Source organism: Tildeniella sp. (assembly GCF_059505325.1).
Genome location: NZ_JCACKI010000077.1, coordinates 82,784 through 107,635 on the forward strand (window position 1 = coordinate 82,784; position 24,852 = coordinate 107,635).

The window sequence follows — 24,852 nt, forward strand, 5'->3', positions numbered from 1 at the left end:
TTCAACGGACATCAGATTATGGATTGCTTACTGGAGTCGCTTGCTCAAGGTTGACAGGTCTGGCAGAGCGATCAGCCGTCCGGTTTGGCGATGATCGTTCAATACTGGACTGAAACAGAGTGACTAGCTTGCTCGATTCGATCGCCACACTATGACGGCTTGCAACCCGTTTAGCACCAATATTCCCCATTTGTTCTAGTTTCTCAACAGGTGCTTGAAGCGCTTTTCTCATGGCGATTATCAGTTCCTCAACAGAACCAGGAGGCACTAGCCAGCCACAAACTTCAGACTCGACTAATTCTGGAATGCCCGCTACATAAGTGCTAATGACAGGGCGACCCAGTGCGAGCGCTTCCATGATTACGACTGGCAAGCCTTCTGCAAAGCTAGGAAGCACTAACGCTTGAGCCGATAAGATCGTCTGGCGCACTTGATGGCTATCAGCCCAACCCGTAATTTTGACGCGATCGTGCAAACCCAGTTGCCTGATCAGGGCTTCAAGTTCGCTCCGTAAAGGACCGTCCCCTACAAAAATAAGCTTGAATGACTCTCCCTGTTGCATAAGCTGACTGGCAGCTTTAAGCAACAGTAGTTGCCCTTTCTCGGCGCAAAGACGACCGACGCAAACTAAAGATGGCTCTGAGGAAAATGGTATGGGAGTCGGTGCAGACACAAGAAAATCTGCATCGACACCACAGTGAACGACATGAATTTTTGACCAATCTGACAATGGGCACCAGCGATAGAGCTGGCTTCTGCCAAAGTTGCTGACTGCGACGACAAAGGCGGCTCGTGCCACTTTTCGTGCTAACGAAATTGCTTTGACTTTATCAAACTCTTCTGGTCCGTGTACGGTAAAGCTGTAAGGCGGTCCGCCCAAAGCATTGCAGAGCAACGCTACAGTCGTTGAATTGGTACCAAAATGAGCATGAACGTGCTCAATTTTAGCCTGTGAAAACCAGCCTAGCAGCACACAGGCTTCAGCCAAATAAGCCAGGTGATGTAAAAGCCCCTGTTCTGCCCCCCGGCTGAGTGAGAGAGACACTCCTAACGCTTGTAAAAAGCGAACAGGACGGTTACTGGCAACGCGGAGCAGGCTGAGCAGTAAGCCGATCGCCCCCACACTAAGTACCAGTCGAGTCCGGCTCAGTTCTTGCTGATCGGCTGGATCAACTAATTCAGCGCTACAGGCTCGCATGGCAAACCGCTCAATGTGCAGACCGTGCGCTTCGACAGCAGCAATCTCTCGCCGAATGAAGCTATGGCTGACTTTGGGATATTGATTAATTAAGTAGGCGATCGTTGGCGACATTTAGTACTAGAGCACCATTCAAGGCAATAGGGTAAATCTAATATGAATGAAGAGTCTAGCCAGTTGGGTAAAGCCAGCAGTGCCTTTACTGATTCTTATTTGTTGATCCTGATTATCTGGAGAGGAGTGAAGATTAGATGAATTTTGCTAAAGCTATTTGTGGGAGCACATGCAGTAGTGCTTGAGGCAAAGCCAGACAATAGCCTTGAGTAGAGCAGTCACTTACGCGTAACTATTATGAATTACTTCGCTCACTACTGTTCCCTCGGTAATTACGGAAAGGTTGTTAAGGTTCACTAAACTTTTACAAAATTTTAATTGCAGTAAATCTTCAGTGAATACAGTAGCAGCGATTTAAGTTCTCAAGCAGAATGTCAGCATGTTGTCCGGCCTTCCAGAATTTAGCAAGGGTCATTGGAGCAGGCAACCGGATTTTTTATTTTAACTGGAGGTATAAAGGTGCAAATCTCTTTGCGAACGATGGTTCCAGCAATTGTTGTAGAGCCTACTATGATCTTTGCTCATCCTACCTGTGCCTCTGATGTTTTTACACCGAAAGTGGAGCGGCTCTATTTGCCAGCAGAAGAGGTGGTTCCAGCCGTTCCAGTTGAGATTGAAGTTAAGACAAAATATACCTGGAACATAGGAACGAAAAGCTGGAAGTGGAAACTGTTTGAACGTGTCATGCGGGTTAGACAGCACAATCAGGCTCTTGATTATGAAGGGCACTTTATCTTTGATGCTCGCTACGAAACTGATAAGAATATTGCTCATATTCTTGAAAATGTTTGTACTAATGTTTTATTAGCAAAGCAACATCTTTCTGAGTATTTGAATCGACCTGTTGAAATTAACGTTGTCCTGAAAGAAAATGTTTCTGAGCTGGCACGAGATCTTTTTGATACGTTAGGTATTCCAACTCTCTGCACCAACTTTGAAGTCTATGGGGACATAGTTGATGTCATTCATAACCCGCACTATCGACTTTATGGGGTAGAGGCAGAACTATTCAATTTAGAGTTCAAGAACTACGAGCGAGACACTCCCGATCGCGTTTTTATTGCTCGGCGAGGCAGTCGTCAGTTGATTAACAATGACGAAGTGATTAAATTTCTAGCGCAAAAGGGTTTTACAACCTATTATTTTGAAGATCTTACTGCAAGTGAGAAGTGGTCAATTGCGCGTAATGCGAAAGTAGCTGTTGCCGTGCATGGTGCTGGAACAGGTAACTTCATCTTTAATCGTTCAGGGTTGGCACCTCAAGCGGAAAAAGAAAGTGGCTTACGCATCATTGAACTATTTTCTCCGAGTTTCACCATTCATACCTATCGACAATTTAGCGCTATCTTAAACGGACGATGGTGCGGTGTGCGTGGTCAAATCACTCCTGAAGTGCTGCGTTATCTAGACTTTGACTCTACGCCTCGCGACACACTCAAATCACCGATTCGAGATCCCTTCAAAGTTGACCTGTCAACCTTGCAGATGGCGCTTGATTATCTAGAAGTTGACGTAGTGGAACCGCCTAAAGAAAAGTTGGTGTATAGCGTACATAGCGGTGTTTAAAGGCTCCACCCTCCACGAAAAACGTCCTTTGAACCGTTTGGATTTACGGAACCCCGATCGGCACCAAGGCATTCTCCGGTAGGTAGCTGCGATAATGTCCACCGTCAGACAATATCAGAGCCAATTGCAGCGACCAATCTGGCTGGATTTGCAAGTCTGCCCAGGGAACGGCTAATTCTACACAAGTATCCAAGCCAATCTGAGCACGGGTTCTGCGTGACTGCCAGCGATAGCCTGCCTCCGCTTCTTGCAACCAGAGCGTTTGGGTCAGTAAATTAATGCCCAAATGGTGGTGAAACAGGTAGTTAAGCGGTGCTTCGTCAGGCAGTCCCACTAGCGGCGCTGGGCTGTTGTGCATTGTTTGGTTTGGATAAAACCAAAGCAGGTTTAGCTCTGGTGGAAAGTCGCTTCCCGGTTTGGCTCCTGCTTTAAAGTCCAGCCGCAAATAAAAATTCAGATGGTCTACGCCATACCAAAGGCGTTGGATCGCACTACTACGATGCATGGTACCCCGTGCACCACCAATCTCAATGCGACCTGCCTTGTCCCAATCCTGTTCATCGCCACGTCCGTCAATTAACGGGTGGATAAAGCTGTGGGGAGCATGGTCGCCGCCGCCCGTGTGCGCTTCTATAGGACGGCGCACATTCGCAGGAATCGGTTCATTTAATGCTTGATAGATGGCAGCAAGATGTTCTCGAAAAAGTTGGTCAAAAATTGCGTCCTGGTTAGACGAATGCCCTTCACCAAACCACCAGAACCAGTCTGAGCCTTCAGCCGCGTAGAGTGCTTCCCAGACCGCTGGATTAGCTTCCTCCGTCGCTTCAGGGTGGTTTGCCAGTACCTGTCGTGCTTCGGTGAGCAAATCCCAGGCACGATTTTTAGCCGGATCACCGATCCATGTTGTGAAGTTGCCATCAACCCATGAGCCGCTGTGTAGCTGGGTTGCGGAAATGGTTTCTGTGGGCGGGAACTCATCTAGAAATTCGGAGACCGTCACAAGCTTGATGTCTGATGTGTTGCTGAAGGTTTCGTAGAGCGATCGCAAAAACGGTATGCCATCTTGCGGATAATATTCCCAGCAGTTTTCGCCATCAAGCGCGATCGTCACGAGCCAGGGCGCTTCCAGAGCTGTACTGCCGCTTGCTTGTTGGGTTTTTAGGGAACGCGCGATCGCTTCTAAGTGCCCCACTAAGTCACTGGCAGCCTGCTTTGGCTCCATAGTGCTGTAGGTGAAGCCAATGAGATCAGAAAGGCGATGGTCGCGGAAGACGATCGCAAGGTCGCCAAACTCAGTCTCTAACCGATAGGGGCGATACAGCAAATTGGGTTCAGACACATTGCCCGACCCATCCCGATGGAAGAAGTGCTGGATACTCCAGCCCAAGACTGCTTCATCGGAACAAATCCACTGGAAGCCTTCTTTGGCGATTGGGTTTAGAACCGCTGGACTCACTGACTGTTCTGAGGGCCACAAACCACGAGGCGATCGATCAAACCGCTCCTCATACATTGTCCGGGCTTTTTGCAAATGGCGTGGAATGTCGTTTGTCCACTGAAAACGCTGGTGTGGCAGCGTCATGTTGGGCACTGCTACGCGTCCAGCGTCAGTATCGGCTAACAGCGGTAGAATCGGATGGGTATAGGGCGATGTAATGACCTCAAGCTGCCCTGCATCCTGCATTCCACGGTGCTGTGGGATGATGCGGCTGAGGATCTCGCGCTGCTTGGAATAGATGCGCTGGCGATCGCCCAGCGTAAAACCTCTACCTTGCTCTAGCAAACGAGCGATTTCTGGATCATCCCAAAATAGCGGATCGATCCATGCAAGATTGTGCCACGCCAACAGATCGCTGAAGTCTTGTAAATCCCAGTGCTCTAGACACCAATCGCGCCCCTTATTCTGTTGCTGGTAGTAAAGCTCGGCATAGCGAGGATGCGGATCAATGAGCGTGTGGTGGTTGCCGTCAAAGAAATGATCCACCACAAACGCTTTCTGCTCTGGCTTTAGTTGCTCTGTTGGCAAGAGTGCTGCTGTCAAATACGGGTCGAATGCAGTGCCAGCAACATAGTCCTCAATTTGTAGTATGAGTGACGGCACCAAATTTACCGTCTGATGCAGTTTGGGATACTGTTCCAGCAGTAGCACCAGATCAAGATAGTCCTTCGTACCGTGCAGTCTTACCCAGGGTAAGCGGTATTGCCCAGCCAGTAAGGTCTCGCGCTCGACCCGACTTTTGTAAAGAGGCTGGTGCTGATGCCAGATAAATGCAACGTAAAGGGGATGAGGCATAAATGAGGACAGATGAGAAATTAAAGATAAGGGCTGAGGTGTGTGCAGTATTGATGCAGCCTTCAGCCCTTAGCCCTTAGCCTTTCTAAAAAACTTGCTCAATTTCAGCAATTTCAGGAATGAATTCACGCAGGCGACGTTCAATACCCATTCTTAGGGTCATAGCAGAACTAGGGCAGGAGCCACAAGCACCTTGCAGACGCAGCTTGACGATCGGACCATCAATTTCGACTAGCTCTACGTTGCCACCATCTGCCATCAAGTAGGGGCGCATTTCATCCAAGACTGTTTCGACATTTACTGTAGTCAGTTCTAGAGTTTCAGACATGATTCACCTATAACGTGTTAACTGCATCTTGCATCTCGATCGTAGCGGAGAAAGAGGTTAAGGGGAGAGCGGGCAGCAAAGGGGGGTTGAACATGGAGGCTAACTCGAAACTTTAGAAGAAAGAACATGAGACGCTTCCGCTGCTCCCCTTGCCTCCTCTACCCTTTATCGCTCCATTACACCGCGACGGGTGTTAACAGCTTGATATGAGAGAAGCCATACTCGGTAACAACGGCTTCCCCTTTTTGATCTTCCGTAATCACCCGGCGAGTCAGGATGTAGTAGTTACCAATCTTCTCATAGGTATCTTCGGATTGGCTTGAGCCTTTAAGTTCATTTGTTGTAGCGTCGTGATACACGGAATCGTAGCGTTCTGCGAGGTAGCCTTCGCCTGTATCGATCGTGCTGAAGGTATTAATGGTGACGACGACATTGTGAATGTGGCGATGCACGAGGGAAACTTCGTTGTTGCGAACTTTATAGCCATCGCCCATTGCTTTACCGCTGACGGAGATGGCAACGGCTCCCGTTTCGTCCGTTTCGCCCAGTTCAAAAACATTCTTGCCGTGGGTTTCTTCAAACGGCTTGCGAACACGGTGAACAGCGATCTCCCATACCTGACCCTTGATGAGTTCATTGGCTTTTTCATCGGAGACATCACTGATCTCATAGGTGAGATCGTGGTTGATGCGAGCTTTGCCAGTGTAAAGCCGATCGCCTTGCTTGACTGTAATGTCGGTGCTGTAGCCGGGAAAGCTGGAATCCCAGGTGTAACGGTTTTCGTAGGCAGCCCGGAATAAGTCACGAGCGGACAGTGTCTCTGTCATGCAATTCTCCTTACTTCGTCATCCACTCTCTAGTGTAGGAGTTTTGGGGAAGATGTTGTGGTAACTATGTGGAGTTAATTGAATTGACTGTGGACATCGGGTGTAGGGTATTGGTTGCTGGATGTCAGGAATGAGCTATGCCCTTTGTTTATGAGCGGACAGTGCGGTTTAGTGATACAGATGCAGCCGGGGTGGTGTATTTTACGAATGTCTTGAGCATGTGTCATGAGGCGTATGAGGCATCTCTTGCAGCAACAGGCATTGATTTAAAGGTTTTTTTTAGCGGTGTTGATGTGGCACTGCCGATCGCTCATGCCAGTGCGGCTTTTTTTCGCCCGATGGTGTGCGGCGATCGCCTGAACATTCGCTTGATCCCCAGCGTATTGAAGGACAGTGAGTTTGAGATCGCTTACGACGTGTTTTTGGAACATCAGCCCGATCGATCTGTGAGTCAGGCACATACACGCCATGTTTGTATCGATCCATTGACTCGCAAGCGGCGATCGCTGCCAGTAGAGGTTAATCAATGGTTGCTACGGTGGACAGCCAAGCCTTAGCGATCGCCTCTACGTGTAGTCGATTCACCTTACCTTGAACATTGCGGGGCAACTGTGCAACCGCAATCCAGTGTTTGGGGCGCTTAAATTTGCTCAATTTGTCGGTTAAAGCAGCCTGGATCAGGACGGCTGGAGTTTCAGCAGCAATTGGAATATAGACGGCTGCGATCGCTTGTCCCCAGTGGCGATCGTTCACCCCAAGCACGCAGATATCTTGTACCAGAGCGGTCGATCGAATTGCTGCTTCTACTTCTGCCGGAAACACATTCTCGCCACCCGTGATGATCTTGTCGCTGTGCCGTCCGATGATGTGCAGGTAGCCGTCAGTGTCGAAGTAGCCGAGGTCGTCGGGTGGGGTGTGGGGTGTGGGGTGTGGGGTGTGGGAGGGAGGGAGGAGGAGATGGGGGGATGGGGAGGTGAAGGGATAGGAGCCGATCGCTAATGATTTTGCCTGGATTGTGACGTTACCAATTTCGTGAGCGTTCAGAACTGCGCCGGATGGTTTGCGGATGGTGATGTGAGCGTGGGGCAAGACCTGTCCAGCATTAGTGTGTCCGTTGAGAAAGTCATCTGGTTTGAGGGTGGCAATCTGGGATGCAGTTTCAGTCATGCCGTAGGTGGGCGCAAGGCGGATGCGATGGCTTCTCGCCTGTTCTAGCAACCCTGACCAGGCGGGTGCGCCGCCGAGGAGAACGGTGTGGAAGCGAGATAACCAGGCGATCGAGGAGTGGGGAGTGGGGAGTGGGGAGTAGGGAGTGGGGAGTGGGGAGTGGGGAGTGGGGAGTGGTGCTTCGCCAAAGAGTTTTGAGTTTGGTATGAAGAAAGCCTCTCTGCGTCTCTGCGTCTCTGCGGTTTTCCCCTCCGCCTTTTCCCCATCAAGCAACCGCTGAAGCTGAGTTGGTACCAGAGATAGAAAAAACTCTTCCGGGTTAACAGAACTGCGATCGCCCGCTTCCACCGCTTTAAACGGCAGCACAACGAACCGACCACCAGAGGTGAACGATCGCAGAAACTGCATCAAACCGCTGACATGATAGAGCGGCAAGACACAGAACGAATTGACCTGATCAATCTCAAAGTACTCACGAAAACCCTGAACGGATGCCATGAGTGTTTCCCAGGTATGAATGGCAAAGCGAATTTTACCGGAGGTGCCACCCGTGGGGATCATGATGTGGGGAGTGGGGAGTGGGGAGTGGGGAGTGGGGAGTAGAGAGTGGCTGTTGCCTTCTGCTGCGTCTCTGCGTCTCCGCGTCTCTGCGGTTCTCCATTGGTGAATTGCCCGATCGCCCCACACTAAATCTGGCTCAACCAACTCAAACACCTGTTGCCATTCAGCATCAACCCAGTCGGGGTTAGCGAGAAAAATGTGGCAGTTAGTAGCGCAGGCAGCAATGAAATGAGCCAGAAACTTCAGGGGATCACGTTCTGCCAGGAGGATGGTGAGGGGTAACTCGCGGTGAGGGCACGATCGCAACTCACCCAGCACTCGCTCCGCCAAAGCAAAAAAGTCTTGGCTGTCGTAACCAACTAGCCAATCATCGTCATACCGTTGCTTGAAGTAGGTTAAAGGGTCTGCCATAGCTGCTCAAAGTCGTCGGTTGCGGCATCATCAAACCAGTGTGTTGTCCCATAGCCCACTGCTCGATCGGGGTTCGCTAACTCTGCTGACAGTTTTAGCCCTGCTTGCCGTCCGATCGCCGTTTCAAACGCAGATGAAAAGACAGCATCGATTGTATGGGTCTGACAAAACTGGCGCAGGCGAGAAGGCGAACCAATGATCGCAGGCTTAATCACAAACACTCCCGTCCAACCCTTTTCATAACAGGCTTGTAGCTGTTGGAGCGTGGCAACGGATTCATCCAGGGCGATCGGCGTTCGATAGCGCTGGCTCAAGTCTTGCATTGCTTCAAACTGGGATGCCTGTAATGGTTGCTCAACGTATTCGATCGTGACTAACAGGTTTGGCTTGGCGGCGATCGTGTCACACCGTTCTAGCCATTGCGTTGCGTCATCAAAGCGGAGACCACCGTTTGCATCCAGGCGCAATTTTGCTGCTTCAGGCAACTCTTGAGTGAGTCGGTGAAGGATCTCAAGTTCGATGGCGATCGCGTGAACCCCAATTTTCCACTTAAAGGTACGGAAGCCTTGCTCCCAGAGTGGTTTCCAGGCGTGTAGGGCGGCTTCTCCCGCTGGTAGGAGGGCGCTGTGGGAGGGTGAGGGGGGAGGAGTGAGGAGTGAGGGGGGAGGAGTGAGGGGGGAGGAGTGAGGGGGGGGAGGGAGTAGGTCAGGTTTTGAGTTCTGAGCTGCAATGTTCGAGTTCTGAGGTCGAAGTGTCGAGTTCTGAGGTCGAAGTGTCGAGTTCTGAGCTGCAACGATCGAGTCCTGAGGTCGGAGTGCCGAGTTCTGAACTGCAACGATCGAGTTCTGAACTGCAACGATCGAGTTCTGAGGTCGGAGTGCCGAGTTCTGAGCCGCAATGTTCGAGTTCTGAGGTCGAAGCGTCGAGTTCTCAAGTACTAACGGCACCTGTCTCTCTGCGTCTCTGCGTCTCTGCGGTTCAGCATTGTCGATCGCCTGCTCTCTCACCCCCTCCCATGCCGATTCAAAGGCAAATTGACAGGATGGCAGCGTGTCAGGGATCGAGAAAATCAGATCGCTGGAAAGCGCTGACGGCAGTTGACGACAAAATGCCAACGCTTGCTCAATGGTTTCGGAGCCAAACCAGGGTATAGGCGCAATTTCGCCCCAGCCGATGTTACCAGCATCATCCACTAATCGCAAAATGATGCCATCGCGCATGACCCAAGCACCGTGGCTGGTTTGCAGTGCTTGTTTAAAGCGCCGTTGATAGGGATAAAATTGCCATTGGTAAAGCATTTAAGTTGGCAAGACTGCTCCAAGTCCCAAAAGCTGTGGCAGCACGAAGCCCAGACCCAGAAAGATGCCGCTCCAGAAGTGTAGCGCGACGGCAATGAACTTACAGTTACTGACCTTTTCGGGCTTGTTGTGGTTGGTGCTGACGTGCTTGCAGAGTTTGATGGCGATCGGCAGACTGGCAAACACCAGCAGCGTCGTCATGGGGAAAATGCCCAGCCACACGCACAGTGTTGTCAGCGCAAAAATGGTGCCACAGAGCCAGGGTAGTAATTGTGCGGCTCGTTTTGTTCCCAAACGGACGATCGGCGATCGCTTGCCCACAGCAGCATCATCGTCCTCCTGGTGAAAATGTGAGCAAAACAAAATCAGGCTGGTGGAAACGCCCACGATCGCGGAAGCCGCAAAGTTTGCACTTGAAACGGCTTTGGTTTGACTGTAGTAGGCTGCCGCAAACGCAAGGGGACCAAACGCAAAGAAGCAAAGAATCTCGCCCCAACCCTGATAGCTGAGACGAAACGGCGGTCCCTGGTAGATATAGCCCAGCACGCAGCAGATCAGGATCATGCCAACCACTGTCAAATCTTGTTGGATGGCTGCGATCGCCCCAATGCCAAACAGACCAGTGGCAAGGCACAAATTTCCCAGCCAGAAAATCAATGGTTTATTCTTGGTCAGGTTCACCAGAGAATGTGCTTTATGGACATCAACGCCTGTCTCCGAGTCAAACACATCGTTCGCCAGGTTTTCCCAAGCAAGGATGAGGATGGCGGCGAAGGTAAAGATTGCAAAGATGCCTGTCTGTAAGGTCTTGGTTTCAGCAACGGCGATCGCAGTACCTACCATGATTGGCATAATTGCAACACTGTACATCGGTGGCTTAATCGCTGCCAACCACAACTTTTTTCGCGTCCCCGGCGTTTTTGCCAAAACATTCGCTGAAGGAGCAACCGCTTTTGTTGTCATTTTTTCAAGCGTCAAAAATTACATTCGGTTCTAAGAAGCTTACTCATTCTACGATCCAGTGGATCGACAGCCGATTTTAGCCGTCCAGACTTCAAACTTTGCAACATTTAGGTGAGGAGTGAGGAGTGAGGGGTGAGGTGTCAGAATCAAGGAGCTAGCAGTCAGTGGTCAGCGGTCAGTGGTCAGCGGTCAGCGGTCAGCGGTTAGAAAACTCAAAAGGCTCCCTACTCCCTACTCCCTACTCCCTACTCCCTATTCCCTACTCCCCACTCCCTACTCCCTACTCCCTACTCCCTATTCCCCACTCCCCACTCCCTCCCCATGACCGTTACACCTCGCCGCACACATCTGTTTCAAAGCCGTAGAGAATTGCATCAACTTCTACGCTCGTACAAACAGATGGCACAGGAGAAAAAACAGGCACAGATTGTTAGCATTTCTGTAGAAATTAATGCTGTTGATCCACTCGTTTTTTTGCAGACATTTGCAAAAGCAAATCAGCTTAGTTTTTACATTGAAAAGCGAGAGTCTGGACAAGAAGATTGTGCCAGTAATGGGATTGCGATCGCGGCGATCGGTGCGGCTGCAACGTTAACGGTTAATGGTGCAGCACGGTTTGAGGCTGCCAAGCAGTTTGTGCAATCAACTCTTCTTAACACCGCTGTTTATGGCAACGCTCATCTACCGTTAGCGGGACCCCATTTCTTCTGTAGCTTCACTTTTTTTGAAGAGTCTGATCACAATTCGCCCTTTCCATCTGCCACGATCTTTTTACCGCAGTGGCAAATTTCTCACAACGAGCAGCGCTGTCTGGTCATTGCCAATGTGATGCTTCATGGCGCTACAGAACTTGAAGCAACGGTTGATGATTTGTGCCAGACCTGGGAGAGAATCCAATCAATTCATCACAATTTGTTGATGCCTGCGATCGATCAGCGGGCACTGCTAAAACTTTGTGATGTTGCCCCAACTTGGCACTTTAAGCGATCGGTGCAGGCAGCATTAGCGTCGATTCAACAAGAAACATTCAATAAAATTGTGCTGGCTCATGCCGTGGATGTTGTGTCGCCTCTGCCCTTCGATCGGGTTGCGTCCCTGCATAAGCTGCGCCAACTCTATCCAGGCTGTTATGTGGTTTCAACCAGCAACGGGAAAGGACAACAGTTTATCAGCGCCAGCCCAGAACGGCTGGTGAGTTTGCGCAACGGTCATCTTGAAACGGATGCTTTGGCAGGTTCAGCCCCGCGCGGTCAAACAACAGGTGAGGATGCTCATCTGGCAGGGCGGCTTCTGACTAGCGTTAAGGAACTGCGCGAACATCGGGTAGTCAGTCAGTTTATTCGCCAGCAACTGATGAAATTAGGCTTGAAGCCACGCTGTTCGCCTTTGCGTTTGTTGCAGTTGTCAAATATCCAACATCTGCAAACGCCTATTTGTGCCGCCGTTCCAACAGAGATTCATCTCCTGGATATTGTAGCGACGCTCCATCCTACGCCTGCCGTTGCTGGGATGCCTCGTGAAGTCTCCTGTCGCCACATTCGCCACTATGAACCCTTTGAGCGATCGCTCTATGCTGCCCCGATCGGCTGGCTTGACCACCAGGGCAATGGTGAGTTTGCGGTTGGCATTCGATCGGCGCTCCTCAACGGGTGTCATGCCCGATTGTTTGCAGGTGCAGGCATTGTGAAAGGGTCAGACCCCGATCGTGAACTGGCAGAAGTACAGTTAAAACTTCAAGCGCTGTTGCAAGCGTTGATTTGAACCTGAGACGTGGGCACATGGCTCACTAAGAATTAGAGTTAAAGAGACGCAATCGTCCAAGTCCTTATGACTTCTTTCGCTGAACTGCCCAATTCTGCAACCAAATTACCCGACCACACCCAGCTACCAGAGTCGGACGGTACGTTTGTGAAAAATTCACTGGAGCATCCGCAGAGCCTTTTGCTCACCGACTCGATTACGCCAACCCTTGACGCGCTGCATCCCAACGCACAGTACTTCATTGGGCAGGACACGGGGATTTACTGGCGTATCGCAGAGCCGCCAGAGCCGCTGGTGCGCGGAGCCGAATCGCCTGATTGGTTCTACGTGCCCAATGTGCCGTCGATGTTAGATGGGACGTTTCGGCGATCGTATGTGCTATGGCAAGAGTTTATTGCACCGCTCATTGTGCTGGAGTTCGTTTCTGGGACAGGTGCGGAAGAGCGAGACAGAACACCCTGGACAGGTAAATTCTGGATCTATGAACAGGTGATTCGTCCCGCGTTTTACGGCATTTACGAGGTCACAAAAGCTAGCGTCGAAGTTTATCACCTCGTCGAAGGGCAATATCGCTTGTTGCCTACCAACGATCGTGGTCATTTTCCCATTCCACAAATGGGGGTAGAACTGGGCATCTGGCACGGACACTACATCAACCTGGAGTTGCCTTGGCTGCGCTGGTGGGACGATCGGGGCAATCTACTGCTGAATGGGCAAGAGAAAGCAGCGCTGGCAGATGTCCGCACCGAACAGGCAGAGCGTCAACTAGAGCAGGCAGAAAGCCAACTAGAGCAGGAACGTCAGCGTTCTGAACGGTTAGCCGCATTGCTGAGAGCGCAAGGGATCGAACCGGACGTATGATGCGTTAGGCTATTTGCCTATTCTCAGCGTTCCTATGTCCCTTGATTTTACGAATACGAATCTGGTCTGGACTTCGATTTTGGCGGAAACGTTGTATCGACTGGGACTTGCCACCGCGATCGTGTGTCCAGGTTCACGATCGGCTCCACTGGCGATCGCGTTTGCCAATCATCCTCACATTGAAGCCATTCCAGTGCTTGACGAGCGATCGGCTTCCTTTTTCGCGTTAGGACTTGCCCGTCAGAGTCATCGTCCCGTTGTACTCGTCTGCACCTCTGGAACGGCAGGTGCAAACTTCTATCCGGCTGTCATTGAAGCGACAGAAAGCGGTGTGCCTCTAATTGTTCTGACTGCCGATCGCCCACCTGAACTGCGGGATTGCAACGCGGGACAGGCGATCGACCAGCACAAGCTCTACGGCACCTTTCCCAACTGGCAAACCGAACTGGCAATCCCATCACTGGAGCTACCCATGTTTGCTTATCTCCGGCAGACCCTCATCCATGCCTGGGAAAAAGCCCTTTACCCCGTTCCCGGAGTGGTTCACCTCAATTTTCCCTTCCGCGAACCCCTTGCTCCCATTCTTCAACCTTACACTCAGTCGATCGCTTCCACCTTCAACACCGAAACCTTTTTCGCCTCTGTTACTCCACTTCAGGAGTCAGCGGGCAGTGGTCAGTGGTCAGCGGGCAGCGGTCAGCGGTCAGCGGGCAGCGGTCAGTCGTCAGTTGTCCTCCCTGTATCCCCTGTCTTATCTACTTCTCACTCCTCACTCCTCACTCCCTACTCACCCAACGGCATCATCATCGCAGGTACGGCTCAGCCCGTTGCGCCCGAAGACTACTGCCGCGCGATCGCCCATCTCTCTCAAACCCTTGGCTATCCCGTTCTTGCAGAAGGACTTTCACCGTTGCGAAACTATGCTGATCTCAACCCCAACCTGAACACGACCTATGATCTGATACTGCGAAATCCGACGCTGGCAACAAAACTGGCACCTGATACGGTCATTCGCGTTGGTGCTATGCCTACCAGCAAGTCACTCCGCACCTGGCTGGAGCAAACGCAGCCGCGTCAGTGGATCATTGATCCAGAAGGGCGGAACCTCGATCCACTGCACGGCAACACGACGCACATACGGATGTCGATCGCAGCCTTTGTCCAAACAATTCCCCAGCAAGCCTCTATGGTAAGTCCTTATCTTGATCTATGGTGTGCAGTAGACGCTCAGGTCAGACAAACCGTTGACCAAACGATGCGCGAGACAGATACTCTGTTTGAGGGCAAAGCTGCCTGGTTGCTGTCTCAAGTGCTGCCAACGGGAACACCTCTATTTATCAACAGCAGTATGCCTGTGCGGGATGTCGAGTCTTTTTGGGCACCCGGAAATTCTCACGTGCAGCTATTTTTCAATCGGGGTGCCAATGGCATTGACGGTACGCTTTCGACCGCATTGGGCATCGCGCATCGGCAGCAGAGTAGCGTCATGCTCACAGGCGATCTGGCGCTGCTGCATGATACGAATGGTTTTTTGCTACGACAGCATTTCGTCGGACATTTGACGATCGTCCTCATCAATAACAACGGTGGCGGGATTTTTGAAATGCTACCGATCGCGCAAAACAATCCGTCCTTTGAGACGTTTTTTGCCACACCGCAAGCGATCGACTTTGCCAAACTTTGTGCGACCTATGATGTCGAATATGAGCGTATAACAAGCTGGAACCACCTGGAACAGCGGTTAAATCCCTTGCCAATCAGCGGCATTCGAGTGCTGGAGTTGCAGACTGATCGCAAAGCCGATGCCCAATGGCGACAGCAGTATTTGGGTACATTTGCCGCTAATATCAGCATTTAGCCAGTATCTATTAGCGATCAGCTATCAGCCGTCAGCTATCAGCGGCAAACTCAAAACTCTCCCCTGCTTCCCCTGCCTCCCCTGCTTCCCCCTCCCCTCACTCCTCACCTCTCATGCAAACCGACTGGCAAATTGTCAAAACTTACGAAGACATTCTTTATCACAAAGCCGATGGGATCGCCAAAATCACGATTAACCGTCCCCACAAGCGCAATGCGTTCCGTCCCAAAACGGTCTTTGAGCTTTACGATGCGTTTGCGAATGCTCGTGAAGACACGCGGATTGGAGTCGTGCTGTTCACGGGTGCAGGACCACATACTGATGGGAAATATGCGTTTTGCGCGGGTGGTGATCAGAGTGTGCGCGGTCATGCTGGTTATGTTGGCGAGGATGGCGTTGCCCGTCTCAATGTGCTGGATTTGCAGCGGTTGATGCGATCGATGCCCAAAGTGATCATCGCGCTCGTGGCGGGCTATGCGATCGGGGGTGGGCACGTTCTCCACATTCTCTGTGACCTTACTATTGCCGCTGATAACGCTATTTTTGGGCAAACGGGTCCCAAAGTGGGCAGTTTTGATGGCGGCTTTGGTGCCAGCTATCTATCGCGTATTGTCGGACAGAAAAAGGCGCGGGAAATCTGGTATCTCTGTCGTCAATATTCAGCAACGCAGGCGCTAGACATGGGCTTAGTGAATTGTGTGGTGCCAGTGGAGCAGCTAGAGGCGGAGGGCATCCAGTGGGCGCAGGAAATTCTAGCGAAAAGCCCGATCGCGATTCGTTGCCTCAAAGCTGCCTTCAACGCAGATTGTGATGGTCAGGCAGGTTTACAGGAACTGGCGGGAAACGCCACGCTGCTCTATTACATGAGCGAAGAAGGCGCGGAAGGCAAACAGGCATTCTTGGAAAAGCGTCCACCGGATTTTAGCCAATACCCGTGGCTACCATGAAAAGTGACCTTGGCAAGATTGACTGCCTATTTTTGAGCAACCCCTTTGACTTCGCGCACGTAGTTAGTGGTTGATGCTAGACACTCGCCGACCAGACCTGAGCGATCGACCTCGTTTTTTAACCACTGCCACGTGCTTTTGCTATCAGTCACTTCCGTAAACGTGCCGTCAATTTGTAGACGTTCCCGCGTGGCATCAATGTAAACACCATCACTACGAAAGGAGAGAGTGCTCACAATAATCTGTTGGTTATTGGGTGCTTTGGCAGGAGCATTCACCAACTTGATGCAAAAGTGTCCATTGCCACTGCTAATTTCGCGGTAAGACTGGCTGAAGGGCGAGATTGTGGCAATATACTTTCCTGGGCGAGGCAGCCGTTGGTAAAAGTTGTTTTTAAGGCTAAATGTAGCAGGCGATGGTACAGCCGAGGCGACTGTTGCGGCTTCTATTTCTGGTGCATTGGCGTAACGCTGTACTAATTCTCGATAGGCTGTGATGCCGATCAAACCAAGCACCAAGACGCTCATGCTAGCGACACTTGCCTGCAAGACTTTTTTAAAGGGCTGTCTTGCGATCGCCAGCGTCTGTCTAGTGATGGGTGGCTTCACCCGTGCCGATCGTTTGTCACCATGGGAGGCGATGTGAGGTAGCAGCACCGCTTCTGGTGCGATGGCAGCGTGGTTGCTAAGGCGAGGCAATTGGGTTGGCTTACTGTAGCTAAGGTTGACTTGAGGCAGGCGATCGTGCAAGTACTCAAACAGTTGCGCTATGGTAGCGTTCGGGCTACGACTCTTTAGCCGTAAGCCTTCTAGCAACACATAGGCAAACGCGCCCAGTTGGACGGCTTCAAGCTCCTGCGCTGTTTCACCAAGAGAGGTGGAGAAGAGACTGATAACACCGTTGGGATCAGTACCAAACCCCTGTCCAAACTTTTGCTCTTCTGTGCGGCAAGCGTCTAGAAACAAGACGATCTGGTCGGTACCGCTACGACTCAAGTAGCCTGCCAGCGCCTCTAAAGTCATTGCCGTTGTTTCTGCTGCGTCCGGATCGGCATCGCTGAGCAGTAAATAATCATCATCAGCGTACTGCAACCCGTAACCGCTGAAGAAAAACCACAGCGTGTCACCCTGCTTTAAGAACGGAGCCGCAAACCGCAGTTCAAGGAATCGCCGCAGATTAGCAACCGTCGGCTGAGTGGAAATGGAGACACCTTCCAAAACAATTTTGGGAGAACGATCGGAGAAATAATACACCTGATCAAAGCCAGCATCGCCGATCACAAAATCCCGGAATGCCTGAGCATCTCGTTCTGCATAGCGAAGGGGTTGCAAGCGCTGGTACTGATTGATACCAACCACGATCGCCCATTTTCTTGCCATCTCAGTCCAAATCCGTAGATTGCTGCACACGTGCTAGATCAAACCAGGCACCCTCAATGGCAATCGATGTAGGGGTGATTGCCCATCTATCTGCCATCAATTTTCCAGATTTGCTACCACAATCCGGATACTTTAGAAGCGATTTGCTCACCGCTCATCTGCCGTTTTTGCGACTGGGCATAGACTGGCACGCAGGGCGCTGCATTATACTTGACCTCAATTCACCCCTTTGCTGTGGCAACGACTCATGACGACGATCGACGGTAACGATGCTTGAACTCTTCTTGGCGGAACTAACACGGGCAGGCATTCAGCTACGGCGCTACCTGTTTGAGTCGATCGGTGGCATCGTTATTTCTACGTCGGTGTTCTACGGTCTTTTCCTGAGTGCCAGCTACATTGCGGGTCCAGGGCTGCAATTTGGTAATCGTCTGGATGCCATTATTGTGGGCTATGTACTCTGGACGCTGGTGCTGTTCATTATGGCGAATATTTCTGGCACACTACAGCGAGAGGCTCAGACAGGCACCCTGGAGCAACTCTTTATTTCGCCGTTCAGCGCGTCCCAAGTCTTTCTGACGCGAGCCGTGGCTGACTTGCTGCTGCAATCAGGCTTGATCGCAGCAATCTTGGTCATTATTATGGCGTTGACGGGACGATGGTTAGCGTTTCCACTCAGCCTCTTGCTGCCCTTGCTGGCGGTACTGCTGGGAGCGTACGGGCTGGCGTTTGCGATCGGCTCTTTAGCGCTGATCGTCAAGCGGTTACAGCAGGTGTTGGGCATTTTCCAGTTCGCGCTACTGTTTCTGATGAGTGTGCCAACCGAAGAATGGACTGGTAGTCTGCGAGTGCTTGGCAACATCCTGCCGATGAGTCCTGGTGCAGGACTATTGCGTAATCTTATGGCACGACAGCAGCCGTTAGATCTGCCGCAGTTGGGGGTTGCGCTCGTGAATGGTGCGGTGTATTTTGCGATCGGGCTATTTCTCTTTCGCTGGGCAGAACGCCAAACTAAGCGTCACGGCAATCTCAGTGATTACTGAGATCCCGTGAGAAAGTAAGCGTGTAGGTGGAGCAGTTAGCAGGCAGCGGTCACTTGCCCGACTGAATCAAGCATCTGCTGAACCTGATGATGCGCCCCCCTGCACTTAAAGGTATCGATTTGAAACTATTGAGGTGAAAAACTGGGGCGCTAGGATTCGAACCTAGGGATGGCGAGACCAAAACCCGCTGCCTTACCACTTGGCGACGCCCCAACGCATTACCAGAATCTATATTAGCAGTTTAAGTCCCAGGCATGTCAAGAATCGGGAAGCAAAAGGCGAAGTGATGAACTGGTGGAGCTTTTAACGCAATGCTTCCTGCTTGTCCGTTCTGCTTTAGGGCAGTTTATAGCTGGCGACTCGTAGCGTTAGTTTTCCTTGTCTGGGGTCGCGGCTGAAGATAAACGCCCCTTCCTCTTTTTTCCCGCCAGACAAAAAGTCGATCTCTAGATCGCCTGTCTCCACGATCGCGTCGCCGACTCGTAGCTCTGCCAGTATCTGCACCGATTCTGCCGTTTCGCCGCCGCGATTGATGACTGTAAAAGGCACATAGAACTGTCCTTCGGCAGCACGGGTCGTTTCGGTATTGAGTACAGAGAGAAGCGGTGGCTGTTGTTGCTGCTTGTCTAGCCAGGTATAGCCAACTAGCCCCACGACGATCGCGAGGACAAACGATGCCATACCAAACGTTAGCCATTCGGCGCGCGATCGTGGCGGCTGTTCCGACTGATTTACTTGTGGTTTATCCGTATCAGAGGCTTCGGTGGGCTGGTTCATACTGCCAACCTGCCAGCAGCACCGCCAATGGTAGCTGGCAAACCTAACAGCAGGGTTTGCTCTAGCCACATTGTCCAGGGGTCGCTCAACGTAAGACGCTGGAAGAACCATAGCATCATCATTGCTGCTGCCAGCGACACTAGATAAGACATCACGGTTTCACTTAAAGGACGTTGAAAAATGCCTTGCTGCTGCCGACGTTTGCGTTGATCAGAAAAGCCCGCTTCAAACACAATGCCATAGGAAATAAGCAGGGAAGCAGCGATGATTCCTAATAGCCACGGTGCTGAAACAGCCGCAGCTAACATAGAGATCTCGTCGGTGGGTGAAATGTTAAACCCAATGACGATCGCGCCGATAAGCGTGGCACCGATATCAGCCAGGGTCGCGTTGAGTGCATCGGATGCATCCGTTTGGGGTTGCGACTCGTCTGATGGCTGTGACGCGACATCGCGGGTATCGCCCAAAAACTGACTTGCCAAGGCGACTCCCAGGGCAAACGGTACGGACTCAAAGATTACCTTGCCCAGCGACTCGCGCAGAGGCACATCAAACGTCAGCTCTCGCAAAAGAGTCAGTACCAGGGCAGAGCAGGCTACACCGATCGCCATTGCCTCTATGGTGTCGGTAAACGCTTCGTAAGGGCGCGACCGTCTTGTTTTGCGAAAGCCCTCAGTGCGGTTGAGCCAAAAAACGGCAATGAACGTGCCTGCGATCGCCATCATGATTCTAGGCGGTTGAGCCATTGAGCCAATCCACCAAACCTCCATCGTGTAAAGCAGCGGAATGCCAAATAAAAAGCCGCCGCACGCTCCCCGTACCAGATCGTTCAGCTCAGTTGCCCACGCTGACTGATGGCGTTTTTTCAGTAGAACCATGATTAGCCCCTCGCCTCAACCTGATGGCTGCTTGAGCCGTCCATTACTAGCTTAAGAGTGATTGACCGACAGCAGTTGATGGTTGAGAAACATGACTAATTCTTTGACTGTAGTGAAATCTTGAGGGTCAAAGCGATCGCTCAAATCAATACCGAAAGCGGCTAAAAAGTCTTCATTAAAAGACGTGTGCCAGTCAAACCAACAAACCAGCGGCAGGTAGAGATCGTCATCCAGACGATCATCCGGGCGTACTCTGGCAAACTCTAGTCCAGAATACGTTTGCATATGGGTGTAAACAAAGGTGGCGATCGGCTGTGTAATCCCCTGTGGTTGCCAGAGTTGCTCAAACCACTCGTCGTTACTCAGAGCGGGGCGATCGCGCAAAAACTGGTTTACACGGTGGCGAGTCCGCAAATCAGGACTGAGATCAGCGTAAGCCCTCAAGCTATCAAAAATGTTCCTGAGCCGTCGCCACATGCGTCTAACGTTGCCAAGCTTTCCTTCATTATTCCCAGCCTCTGCGGGATATCTCAGATGAGGCAAACTCTACCTTCGGTGCATTCCAGGCGCACTGACTGGTTAAGCGCTCTACCATCAATCTTGCACTCATTGCTAATCGCTCCACTACTCCTGATGCCCCAAGTGCTATGTCTTGTCCTTGATCGTGGCATCACTCGCCACAACTAGGTTAAGAATTTCTTGAGCCGCTCGATCGCACACACCAACCTCACCAAGCATACGGCGCATGTCCTGGTAGCCTGCCAGCATCGTTTGACGGCGATCAGGATCAAGCAATAGGGCAAGGGCAGCTCCGACCAGGTTTTCAGGGGTTGCCTGGTCTTGTAAAAATTCGGGCACGATCGGCTGCATGGCTACCAGATTAGCTGGCGAGACAAACGGTACCGAAAATTTGAGCAGACGATCCATAATCCAGGCGGTGACTGGGTTAACCTTGTACATCACCACTTGCGGTACATGCAGCAGAGCAATTTCTAGATTGACGGTGCCTGACTTGGTAATGGCTAAATCGGCAGCCGCGATCGCCTGGAGTGTGAGTGATGTTGCCGCAGAGTCACTGGCTACTGCCTGCGGTTCTGCCAGAATCGTTGCCTGCAAGCCATAGCGCTGAATAGCCTGTTCGATGAGCGCACGATACTTGGTCAACGCCAGCGGAATCCAAAAATGCACATCAGGAAGCTTTGCTTGAATTTGCTGTGCGGCTTCAAACATCACTGGCATGAGGTACTTCAACTCCTGCTGTCGAGAGGCTGGTAACAGCACGATCGCCACCTGGTCAGTCGGTATGCCCAGCGCCAAACGAGCGCTGTTTCGGTCAAGAGCACCTTGCATGCGATCGAGCAGCGGATGCCCCACCCAGGTAACCTGTCCCCCCTTGCGACGGAAATAGCTGGCTTCTCCGGGGAAAATTGCCAGAATGCGTTTCGTGGCTTTGATGACCAGATCAGACCGGAAAAGCTTGACACCCCACTCCCATCGATCGCCCCAAACCCATTCTTGGGGCGCAATGTAGTACACGATCGGTACGTCTGGAAAGCGCCCTGGCAAGTATTCGCAGAATGCCAGATTAGGTCCCATATAGTCGATCAAGACAATCAAATCTGGCGGGTGTTGTTGCAAGTATTGCTTTGCCTGGCGCTGCACCTTTAGCGTCGGCAAGACAAACGGCAGTGATTCCAGAATGCCCATCGACCCGATCGCGCTGGTATGAGCCAACAGCGTTGCTCCCACTGCTGCCATGCGATCGCCGCCCATTGCCAATACTTCTAGCGTGAGACCTCTATGCACGGCTTGACGGTTCAATGCCTGAATGAGCAGCGAACCTTGAAGATCACCAGAGACTTCACCGGTGCTGATGAAGAGGCGAATGCTTTGGGCAGGGATGGGGGGAAGGGAAGATGAGGAGATGGGGGGATGGGGTGAGGGTTGATGGCGATCGACATTTTGAGTTGTTTCGTCGTCCGATTTCGATCGTGTTAGCCCCTGTCCCTCTGCCTCCCCTGCTCCCTTGCTCCCCTGCTCCCTTACTCCCCAACTCCCCATCCCCTCATCTCCCCCTCTCCCCTGCTCCTCTACTCCACTTGTCTGCTCAGTCATCATCATCACCCAACGCTCCCACGCGTCTACCAGGAATGGGTCCACGTCGCCCTGCTTGCTGAGAGAGCTGTAGAAACCGGTGGAGGTGATGTACGTGTTCGTCATAAGGCAGCATTTCTAGCTTTTCCAGGGCTTCGTTGAGGGTTAGCCCAGAGCGGTAGAGAATGCGGAACGCTTGCTTTAGCGCTAAAAATGTTTGCCCGCCTGTTGCATCCAGAAAGCCTGCCCGCTTGAGACCAACCAGATTAAGCGATCGTACTTTGGCTGGATTGCCTTCCACGAGCGTGTAGGGCGGTACATCACGACTGATGCGACTCATCCCACCGACCATAGCATGTCGCCCGATGTGAACAAATTGATGCACACCAAACACACCGCTCAAGCGTGCCTTTGACTCAATGTGCACGTAGCCTGAGAGCGCCACCGCATTTGAGATCACCACCTGATCGGCAATCACACAGTTGTGTCCGACATGGACGTATGCCATCAATAAATTGCCATTACCGATTAAGGTTGCCTCATTAGCAAAGGTGGGTCGGTTGATGGTGACGTACTCGCGGATGTAGTTATCATCCCCAATTTTGACCAAGCCTTCCGAGCCATCGTACTTTAGGTCTTGTGGCTCTGAGCCAATGGTAGCGCTTGGGAAAATGCGCGTTCTGGCACCAATTTCTGTCCAGCCATCCAGGACAACATGGGGACCGATCGTGGTCTCTGGACCAACCTTGACCCGTGCTCCAATGACAGCATAGGCACCCACCTGCACTGTTGGGTGCAAGTTAGCACCTGGATAAATCACAGCCGTTGGATGAATTAAGGTTGCCATAAAGTTATCAGCGATCGATGATGAGGTAGGAGCGTTTGTACGTTATGAGGTGAAACTGATAACTCAGCAAACTCTCAGCCATTTAAGCGCACTAGAGAAATTTTAGACCAGTTGTAGAACTAGACAGATTGTAGAGGCATCCTGCCGCAAAACTCACAAGACGCTTAATCAACAAGCGCAAACGTCAGTTCACCCTCAGCAACCAGCCGCCCGTCCACTTCAGCGCGTCCCTGCATTGTTCCGAACCGACGGCGCTTCACAGACAAAAGTTCCACTGTCATGATGAGCTGGTCTCCGGGTACGACAGGACGGCGAAACCGCACTTTATCAATACCAGCAAACATAAAGAGTCCTTCCTGAACGTCTGCCATCTGCGTTAGCACCACGCCGCCCACCTGTGCCATTGCTTCTACAATCAGAACACCAGGCATAATCGGTCTGCCCGGAAAGTGTCCTTGAAAGTGCGGCTCGTTGAAGGTGACGTTTTTGATGCCAACAGCCAGTTTTCCTGGCACATACCTAATAATGCGATCGACGAGCGAAAAGGGATAACGATGTGGTAGGAGCTTCTGAATTTCTTCGATCGAGATTCTCACCTCTGCTTCTGGATGAGAGTGATCGGGGGCAGTACGATCGGCTTCAGCTTGAGACTGAGGTGCTACATGGCTGGAAGACGCGCTGGAAGTATTGACATCAGTAAAGATCGACATGAGTTTTGAGCTTCGATAGAGGTGCGGTAGGGTTTGCAGAGGTTGCTAGTGTTGCGAGAGGGCGGGCTAACAACGTTTCTGGTATACCCGGAGGGCTGTACAACCAATAGCTAGCAGGAGAGAGCCGCGATCGTTCGCGCCAGTTGAACGTGCAGATGATGACTAGCCTTGTACGCCAGAAAATGAGCGATGGGAAAATTTCCTAGCAGGCTCAAATCTCCTATTAAGTCTAAGAGTTTATGACGCACTGGTTCATTTAGAAAGCGCAACGGTGGATTGAGCCAGCCATCTGAACCGCAGACAAGAGCGTTGGTCAGGTTGCCGCCTTTAATCAGCCCACGATCGCGGAGGGCTTCAATCTGGTGCTCTAGCCCAAAGGTACGGGCAGGTGCGATCGCAGTGGCAAACGTGGTTGTGCCATCGCCTGCCTCATCTGGCGACCAACTGTGCCACTGCTTGCCGATCGCGGGCAAGGCAAAATCAATGCCGTAGGTAAAGCGGCGTTCACTCGACGGCAGTGCTGCCACAAAAGCATCACCGTCTCGTACCCAGAGCGGCTCTTTGAGGGTAGAGGTGGTATAAGGCTCGGCTTGGGCAACGATACCAGCCTGCGCGATCGCATCAACCCAGTCTTTTGCAGAACCGTCGAGTAATGGCACCTCTGGACCATCGATTTCGATTCGGGCATTCGTCACGCCCATCCCTGCTAGAGCCGCAAGCAGGTGCTCTACCGTCCGTACCCCAGCCTCCCCTTGTACCAACTCGGTCGAGAGCGTCGTCTGGCGCACGGCTGCCACCTGTGCTGCCACCTCTGGTGAGCCTGGTTGATCTACACGTGTGAAGTAGCGCCCTCGCCCAGCGGCGGCAGGCAAAACCCGTACCTGCACAGCCAGCCCTGTGTGCAGCCCCACACCCGATCGCACAAACTCAGTGTTTAGAGTATGTTGCGGCAACCTTTTCCCTGCTAACTG

General features: G+C 51.8%; 25 protein-coding genes and 1 tRNA gene. 10 read left to right on the forward strand and 16 right to left on the reverse strand.

The genetic code is table 11. The features are described 5' to 3' along the window. Positions 1-16 precede the first annotated feature (16 nt). On the reverse strand, positions 17-1,312 hold the full coding sequence (locus AC5JO6_RS29255; protein WP_496084572.1) for a glycosyltransferase: 1,296 nt from the start codon (positions 1,310-1,312) through the stop codon (positions 17-19). Between the two features lie 414 nt (positions 1,313-1,726). On the opposite strand from AC5JO6_RS29255, the gene AC5JO6_RS29260 reads away from it, so the two are divergent. Further along, a complete protein-coding gene (locus tag AC5JO6_RS29260) occupies positions 1,727-2,878 on the forward strand; it encodes a glycosyltransferase family 61 protein (RefSeq protein ID WP_496084573.1) in 1,152 nt (383 codons plus the stop codon). A gap of 43 nt (positions 2,879-2,921) precedes the next feature. Here the strand turns inward: AC5JO6_RS29260 and AC5JO6_RS29265 are convergent, their stop codons facing one another. From AC5JO6_RS29265 to AC5JO6_RS29275, 3 genes are all read right to left on the reverse strand, one after another. After that, positions 2,922-5,171 (reverse strand): glycoside hydrolase family 57 protein, encoded by a 2,250-nt coding sequence (locus AC5JO6_RS29265; RefSeq protein ID WP_496084574.1) that lies wholly within the window; start codon positions 5,169-5,171, stop codon positions 2,922-2,924. An 85-nt stretch (positions 5,172-5,256) separates the two neighbouring features. Next, the gene (locus AC5JO6_RS29270) at positions 5,257-5,499 is read right to left on the reverse strand and encodes a NifU family protein (protein ID WP_496084575.1); all 243 of its coding nucleotides are present in this window, start codon (positions 5,497-5,499) and stop codon (positions 5,257-5,259) included. 176 nt (positions 5,500-5,675) lie between these two features. Next, positions 5,676-6,326 carry a DUF3386 domain-containing protein gene (locus tag AC5JO6_RS29275; RefSeq protein ID WP_496084576.1) on the reverse strand — a complete coding sequence of 217 codons (651 nt, stop codon included), beginning with the start codon at positions 6,324-6,326 and terminating at the stop codon, positions 5,676-5,678. A 137-nt stretch (positions 6,327-6,463) separates the two neighbouring features. Here AC5JO6_RS29275 and AC5JO6_RS29280 point away from each other — a divergent pair, with 137 nt between their 5' ends. Continuing rightward, on the forward strand, positions 6,464-6,883 hold the full coding sequence (locus tag AC5JO6_RS29280; RefSeq protein WP_496084577.1) for an acyl-CoA thioesterase: 420 nt from the start codon (positions 6,464-6,466) through the stop codon (positions 6,881-6,883). On the opposite strand, the gene AC5JO6_RS29285 is transcribed toward AC5JO6_RS29280, so the two are convergent. From AC5JO6_RS29285 to menA, 3 genes are read right to left on the reverse strand one after another with little or no spacing between them, the layout of a single operon-like run. Next, positions 6,846-8,465, reverse strand: a complete 1,620-nt coding sequence (locus AC5JO6_RS29285) for a 2-succinylbenzoate--CoA ligase (protein ID WP_496084578.1) — start codon at positions 8,463-8,465, stop codon at positions 6,846-6,848. The two genes, AC5JO6_RS29280 and AC5JO6_RS29285, sit on opposite strands and share 38 nt — an antisense overlap. After that, positions 8,450-9,763 carry an o-succinylbenzoate synthase gene (locus AC5JO6_RS29290; RefSeq protein ID WP_496084579.1) on the reverse strand — a complete coding sequence of 438 codons (1,314 nt, stop codon included), beginning with the start codon at positions 9,761-9,763 and terminating at the stop codon, positions 8,450-8,452. The genes AC5JO6_RS29285 and AC5JO6_RS29290 overlap by 16 nt, the downstream gene beginning before the upstream one ends. Next, a complete protein-coding gene (gene menA / locus AC5JO6_RS29295) occupies positions 9,764-10,615 on the reverse strand; it encodes a 2-carboxy-1,4-naphthoquinone phytyltransferase (RefSeq protein WP_496084580.1) in 852 nt (283 codons plus the stop codon). On the opposite strand from menA, the gene AC5JO6_RS29300 reads away from it, so the two are divergent. From AC5JO6_RS29300 to menB, 6 genes are all read left to right on the forward strand, one after another. Beyond that, positions 10,605-10,760: a hypothetical protein gene (locus AC5JO6_RS29300; RefSeq protein WP_496084581.1), complete on the forward strand. Its 156-nt coding sequence runs from the start codon at positions 10,605-10,607 to the stop codon at positions 10,758-10,760. The two genes, menA and AC5JO6_RS29300, sit on opposite strands and share 11 nt — an antisense overlap. A 130-nt stretch (positions 10,761-10,890) precedes the next feature. Then, the gene (locus AC5JO6_RS29305; protein WP_496084582.1) at positions 10,891-11,091 is read left to right on the forward strand and encodes a hypothetical protein; all 201 of its coding nucleotides are present in this window, start codon (positions 10,891-10,893) and stop codon (positions 11,089-11,091) included. Further along, complete coding sequence (locus tag AC5JO6_RS29310; RefSeq protein WP_496084583.1) at positions 11,048-12,487, forward strand: isochorismate synthase; 1,440 nt, start codon at positions 11,048-11,050, stop codon at positions 12,485-12,487. The genes AC5JO6_RS29305 and AC5JO6_RS29310 overlap by 44 nt, the downstream gene beginning before the upstream one ends. A gap of 66 nt (positions 12,488-12,553) precedes the next feature. Further along, complete coding sequence (locus AC5JO6_RS29315; RefSeq protein WP_496084584.1) at positions 12,554-13,348, forward strand: Uma2 family endonuclease; 795 nt, start codon at positions 12,554-12,556, stop codon at positions 13,346-13,348. A gap of 34 nt (positions 13,349-13,382) precedes the next feature. Next, the gene (gene menD, locus AC5JO6_RS29320; RefSeq protein WP_496084585.1) at positions 13,383-15,206 is read left to right on the forward strand and encodes a 2-succinyl-5-enolpyruvyl-6-hydroxy-3-cyclohexene-1-carboxylic-acid synthase; all 1,824 of its coding nucleotides are present in this window, start codon (positions 13,383-13,385) and stop codon (positions 15,204-15,206) included. Between the two features lie 113 nt (positions 15,207-15,319). Further along, on the forward strand, positions 15,320-16,153 hold the full coding sequence (gene menB, locus AC5JO6_RS29325; protein WP_496084586.1) for a 1,4-dihydroxy-2-naphthoyl-CoA synthase: 834 nt from the start codon (positions 15,320-15,322) through the stop codon (positions 16,151-16,153). A 26-nt stretch (positions 16,154-16,179) separates the two neighbouring features. On the opposite strand, the gene AC5JO6_RS29330 is transcribed toward menB, so the two are convergent. After that, a complete protein-coding gene (locus AC5JO6_RS29330; protein WP_496084587.1) occupies positions 16,180-17,532 on the reverse strand; it encodes a caspase family protein in 1,353 nt (450 codons plus the stop codon). Between the two features lie 56 nt (positions 17,533-17,588). Between AC5JO6_RS29330 and AC5JO6_RS29335 the strand changes: the two genes are divergently transcribed. Next, positions 17,589-17,783, forward strand: coding sequence for a hypothetical protein (locus AC5JO6_RS29335; protein WP_496084588.1), 195 nt, complete (start codon positions 17,589-17,591; stop codon positions 17,781-17,783). An 18-nt stretch (positions 17,784-17,801) separates the two neighbouring features. Continuing rightward, entirely contained in the window at positions 17,802-18,575 is a 774-nt protein-coding gene (locus AC5JO6_RS29340; protein WP_496084589.1) for an ABC transporter permease, read from the forward strand. Positions 18,576-18,716: 141 nt separating this feature from the next. On the opposite strand, the gene AC5JO6_RS29345 is transcribed toward AC5JO6_RS29340, so the two are convergent. From AC5JO6_RS29345 to lpxC, 8 genes are all read right to left on the reverse strand, one after another. After that, positions 18,717-18,788 (reverse strand) — tRNA-Gln (locus AC5JO6_RS29345). A gap of 123 nt (positions 18,789-18,911) precedes the next feature. Next, positions 18,912-19,352: a TIGR02588 family protein gene (locus AC5JO6_RS29350; RefSeq protein ID WP_496084590.1), complete on the reverse strand. Its 441-nt coding sequence runs from the start codon at positions 19,350-19,352 to the stop codon at positions 18,912-18,914. After that, positions 19,349-20,230 (reverse strand): TIGR02587 family membrane protein, encoded by an 882-nt coding sequence (locus AC5JO6_RS29355; RefSeq protein ID WP_496084591.1) that lies wholly within the window; start codon positions 20,228-20,230, stop codon positions 19,349-19,351. The genes AC5JO6_RS29350 and AC5JO6_RS29355 overlap by 4 nt, the downstream gene beginning before the upstream one ends. 51 nt (positions 20,231-20,281) lie before the next feature. Then, complete coding sequence (locus AC5JO6_RS29360) at positions 20,282-20,773, reverse strand: hypothetical protein (RefSeq protein WP_496084592.1); 492 nt, start codon at positions 20,771-20,773, stop codon at positions 20,282-20,284. A gap of 102 nt (positions 20,774-20,875) precedes the next feature. Next, positions 20,876-22,117 carry a lipid-A-disaccharide synthase gene (gene lpxB / locus AC5JO6_RS29365; RefSeq protein ID WP_496084650.1) on the reverse strand — a complete coding sequence of 414 codons (1,242 nt, stop codon included), beginning with the start codon at positions 22,115-22,117 and terminating at the stop codon, positions 20,876-20,878. Between the two features lie 220 nt (positions 22,118-22,337). Further along, complete coding sequence (gene lpxA, locus AC5JO6_RS29370) at positions 22,338-23,171, reverse strand: acyl-ACP--UDP-N-acetylglucosamine O-acyltransferase (RefSeq protein ID WP_496084593.1); 834 nt, start codon at positions 23,169-23,171, stop codon at positions 22,338-22,340. Positions 23,172-23,335: 164 nt separating this feature from the next. Further along, positions 23,336-23,881 (reverse strand): 3-hydroxyacyl-ACP dehydratase FabZ, encoded by a 546-nt coding sequence (fabZ, locus tag AC5JO6_RS29375; protein ID WP_496084594.1) that lies wholly within the window; start codon positions 23,879-23,881, stop codon positions 23,336-23,338. 110 nt (positions 23,882-23,991) lie between these two features. Further along, positions 23,992-24,834: a UDP-3-O-acyl-N-acetylglucosamine deacetylase gene (gene lpxC / locus AC5JO6_RS29380; protein ID WP_496084651.1), complete on the reverse strand. Its 843-nt coding sequence runs from the start codon at positions 24,832-24,834 to the stop codon at positions 23,992-23,994. Between the last annotated feature and the right edge of the window lie 18 nt (positions 24,835-24,852).

What these genes read in the sequence shown, in the direction of transcription:
- AC5JO6_RS29255 (WP_496084572.1), bottom strand. Translation starts at nt 1,312, where the DNA reads ATGTCGCCAACGATCGCCTACTTAATTAATCAATATCCCAAAGTCAGC.
- AC5JO6_RS29265 (WP_496084574.1), bottom strand. Translation starts at nt 5,171, where the DNA reads ATGCCTCATCCCCTTTACGTTGCATTTATCTGGCATCAGCACCAGCCT.
- AC5JO6_RS29270 (WP_496084575.1), bottom strand. Translation starts at nt 5,499, where the DNA reads ATGTCTGAAACTCTAGAACTGACTACAGTAAATGTCGAAACAGTCTTG.
- AC5JO6_RS29275 (WP_496084576.1), bottom strand. Translation starts at nt 6,326, where the DNA reads ATGACAGAGACACTGTCCGCTCGTGACTTATTCCGGGCTGCCTACGAA.
- AC5JO6_RS29280 (WP_496084577.1), top strand. Translation starts at nt 6,464, where the DNA reads ATGCCCTTTGTTTATGAGCGGACAGTGCGGTTTAGTGATACAGATGCA.
- AC5JO6_RS29285 (WP_496084578.1), bottom strand. Translation starts at nt 8,465, where the DNA reads ATGGCAGACCCTTTAACCTACTTCAAGCAACGGTATGACGATGATTGG.
- AC5JO6_RS29290 (WP_496084579.1), bottom strand. Translation starts at nt 9,763, where the DNA reads ATGCTTTACCAATGGCAATTTTATCCCTATCAACGGCGCTTTAAACAA.
- AC5JO6_RS29300 (WP_496084581.1), top strand. Translation starts at nt 10,605, where the DNA reads ATGATTGGCATAATTGCAACACTGTACATCGGTGGCTTAATCGCTGCC.
- menA (WP_496084580.1), bottom strand. Translation starts at nt 10,615, where the DNA reads ATGCCAATCATGGTAGGTACTGCGATCGCCGTTGCTGAAACCAAGACC.
- AC5JO6_RS29310 (WP_496084583.1), top strand. Translation starts at nt 11,048, where the DNA reads ATGACCGTTACACCTCGCCGCACACATCTGTTTCAAAGCCGTAGAGAA.
- AC5JO6_RS29315 (WP_496084584.1), top strand. Translation starts at nt 12,554, where the DNA reads ATGACTTCTTTCGCTGAACTGCCCAATTCTGCAACCAAATTACCCGAC.
- menD (WP_496084585.1), top strand. Translation starts at nt 13,383, where the DNA reads ATGTCCCTTGATTTTACGAATACGAATCTGGTCTGGACTTCGATTTTG.
- menB (WP_496084586.1), top strand. Translation starts at nt 15,320, where the DNA reads ATGCAAACCGACTGGCAAATTGTCAAAACTTACGAAGACATTCTTTAT.
- AC5JO6_RS29330 (WP_496084587.1), bottom strand. Translation starts at nt 17,532, where the DNA reads ATGGCAAGAAAATGGGCGATCGTGGTTGGTATCAATCAGTACCAGCGC.
- AC5JO6_RS29335 (WP_496084588.1), top strand. Translation starts at nt 17,589, where the DNA reads ATGGCAATCGATGTAGGGGTGATTGCCCATCTATCTGCCATCAATTTT.
- AC5JO6_RS29340 (WP_496084589.1), top strand. Translation starts at nt 17,802, where the DNA reads ATGCTTGAACTCTTCTTGGCGGAACTAACACGGGCAGGCATTCAGCTA.
- AC5JO6_RS29350 (WP_496084590.1), bottom strand. Translation starts at nt 19,352, where the DNA reads ATGAACCAGCCCACCGAAGCCTCTGATACGGATAAACCACAAGTAAAT.
- AC5JO6_RS29355 (WP_496084591.1), bottom strand. Translation starts at nt 20,230, where the DNA reads ATGGTTCTACTGAAAAAACGCCATCAGTCAGCGTGGGCAACTGAGCTG.
- lpxA (WP_496084593.1), bottom strand. Translation starts at nt 23,171, where the DNA reads ATGGCAACCTTAATTCATCCAACGGCTGTGATTTATCCAGGTGCTAAC.
- fabZ (WP_496084594.1), bottom strand. Translation starts at nt 23,881, where the DNA reads ATGTCGATCTTTACTGATGTCAATACTTCCAGCGCGTCTTCCAGCCAT.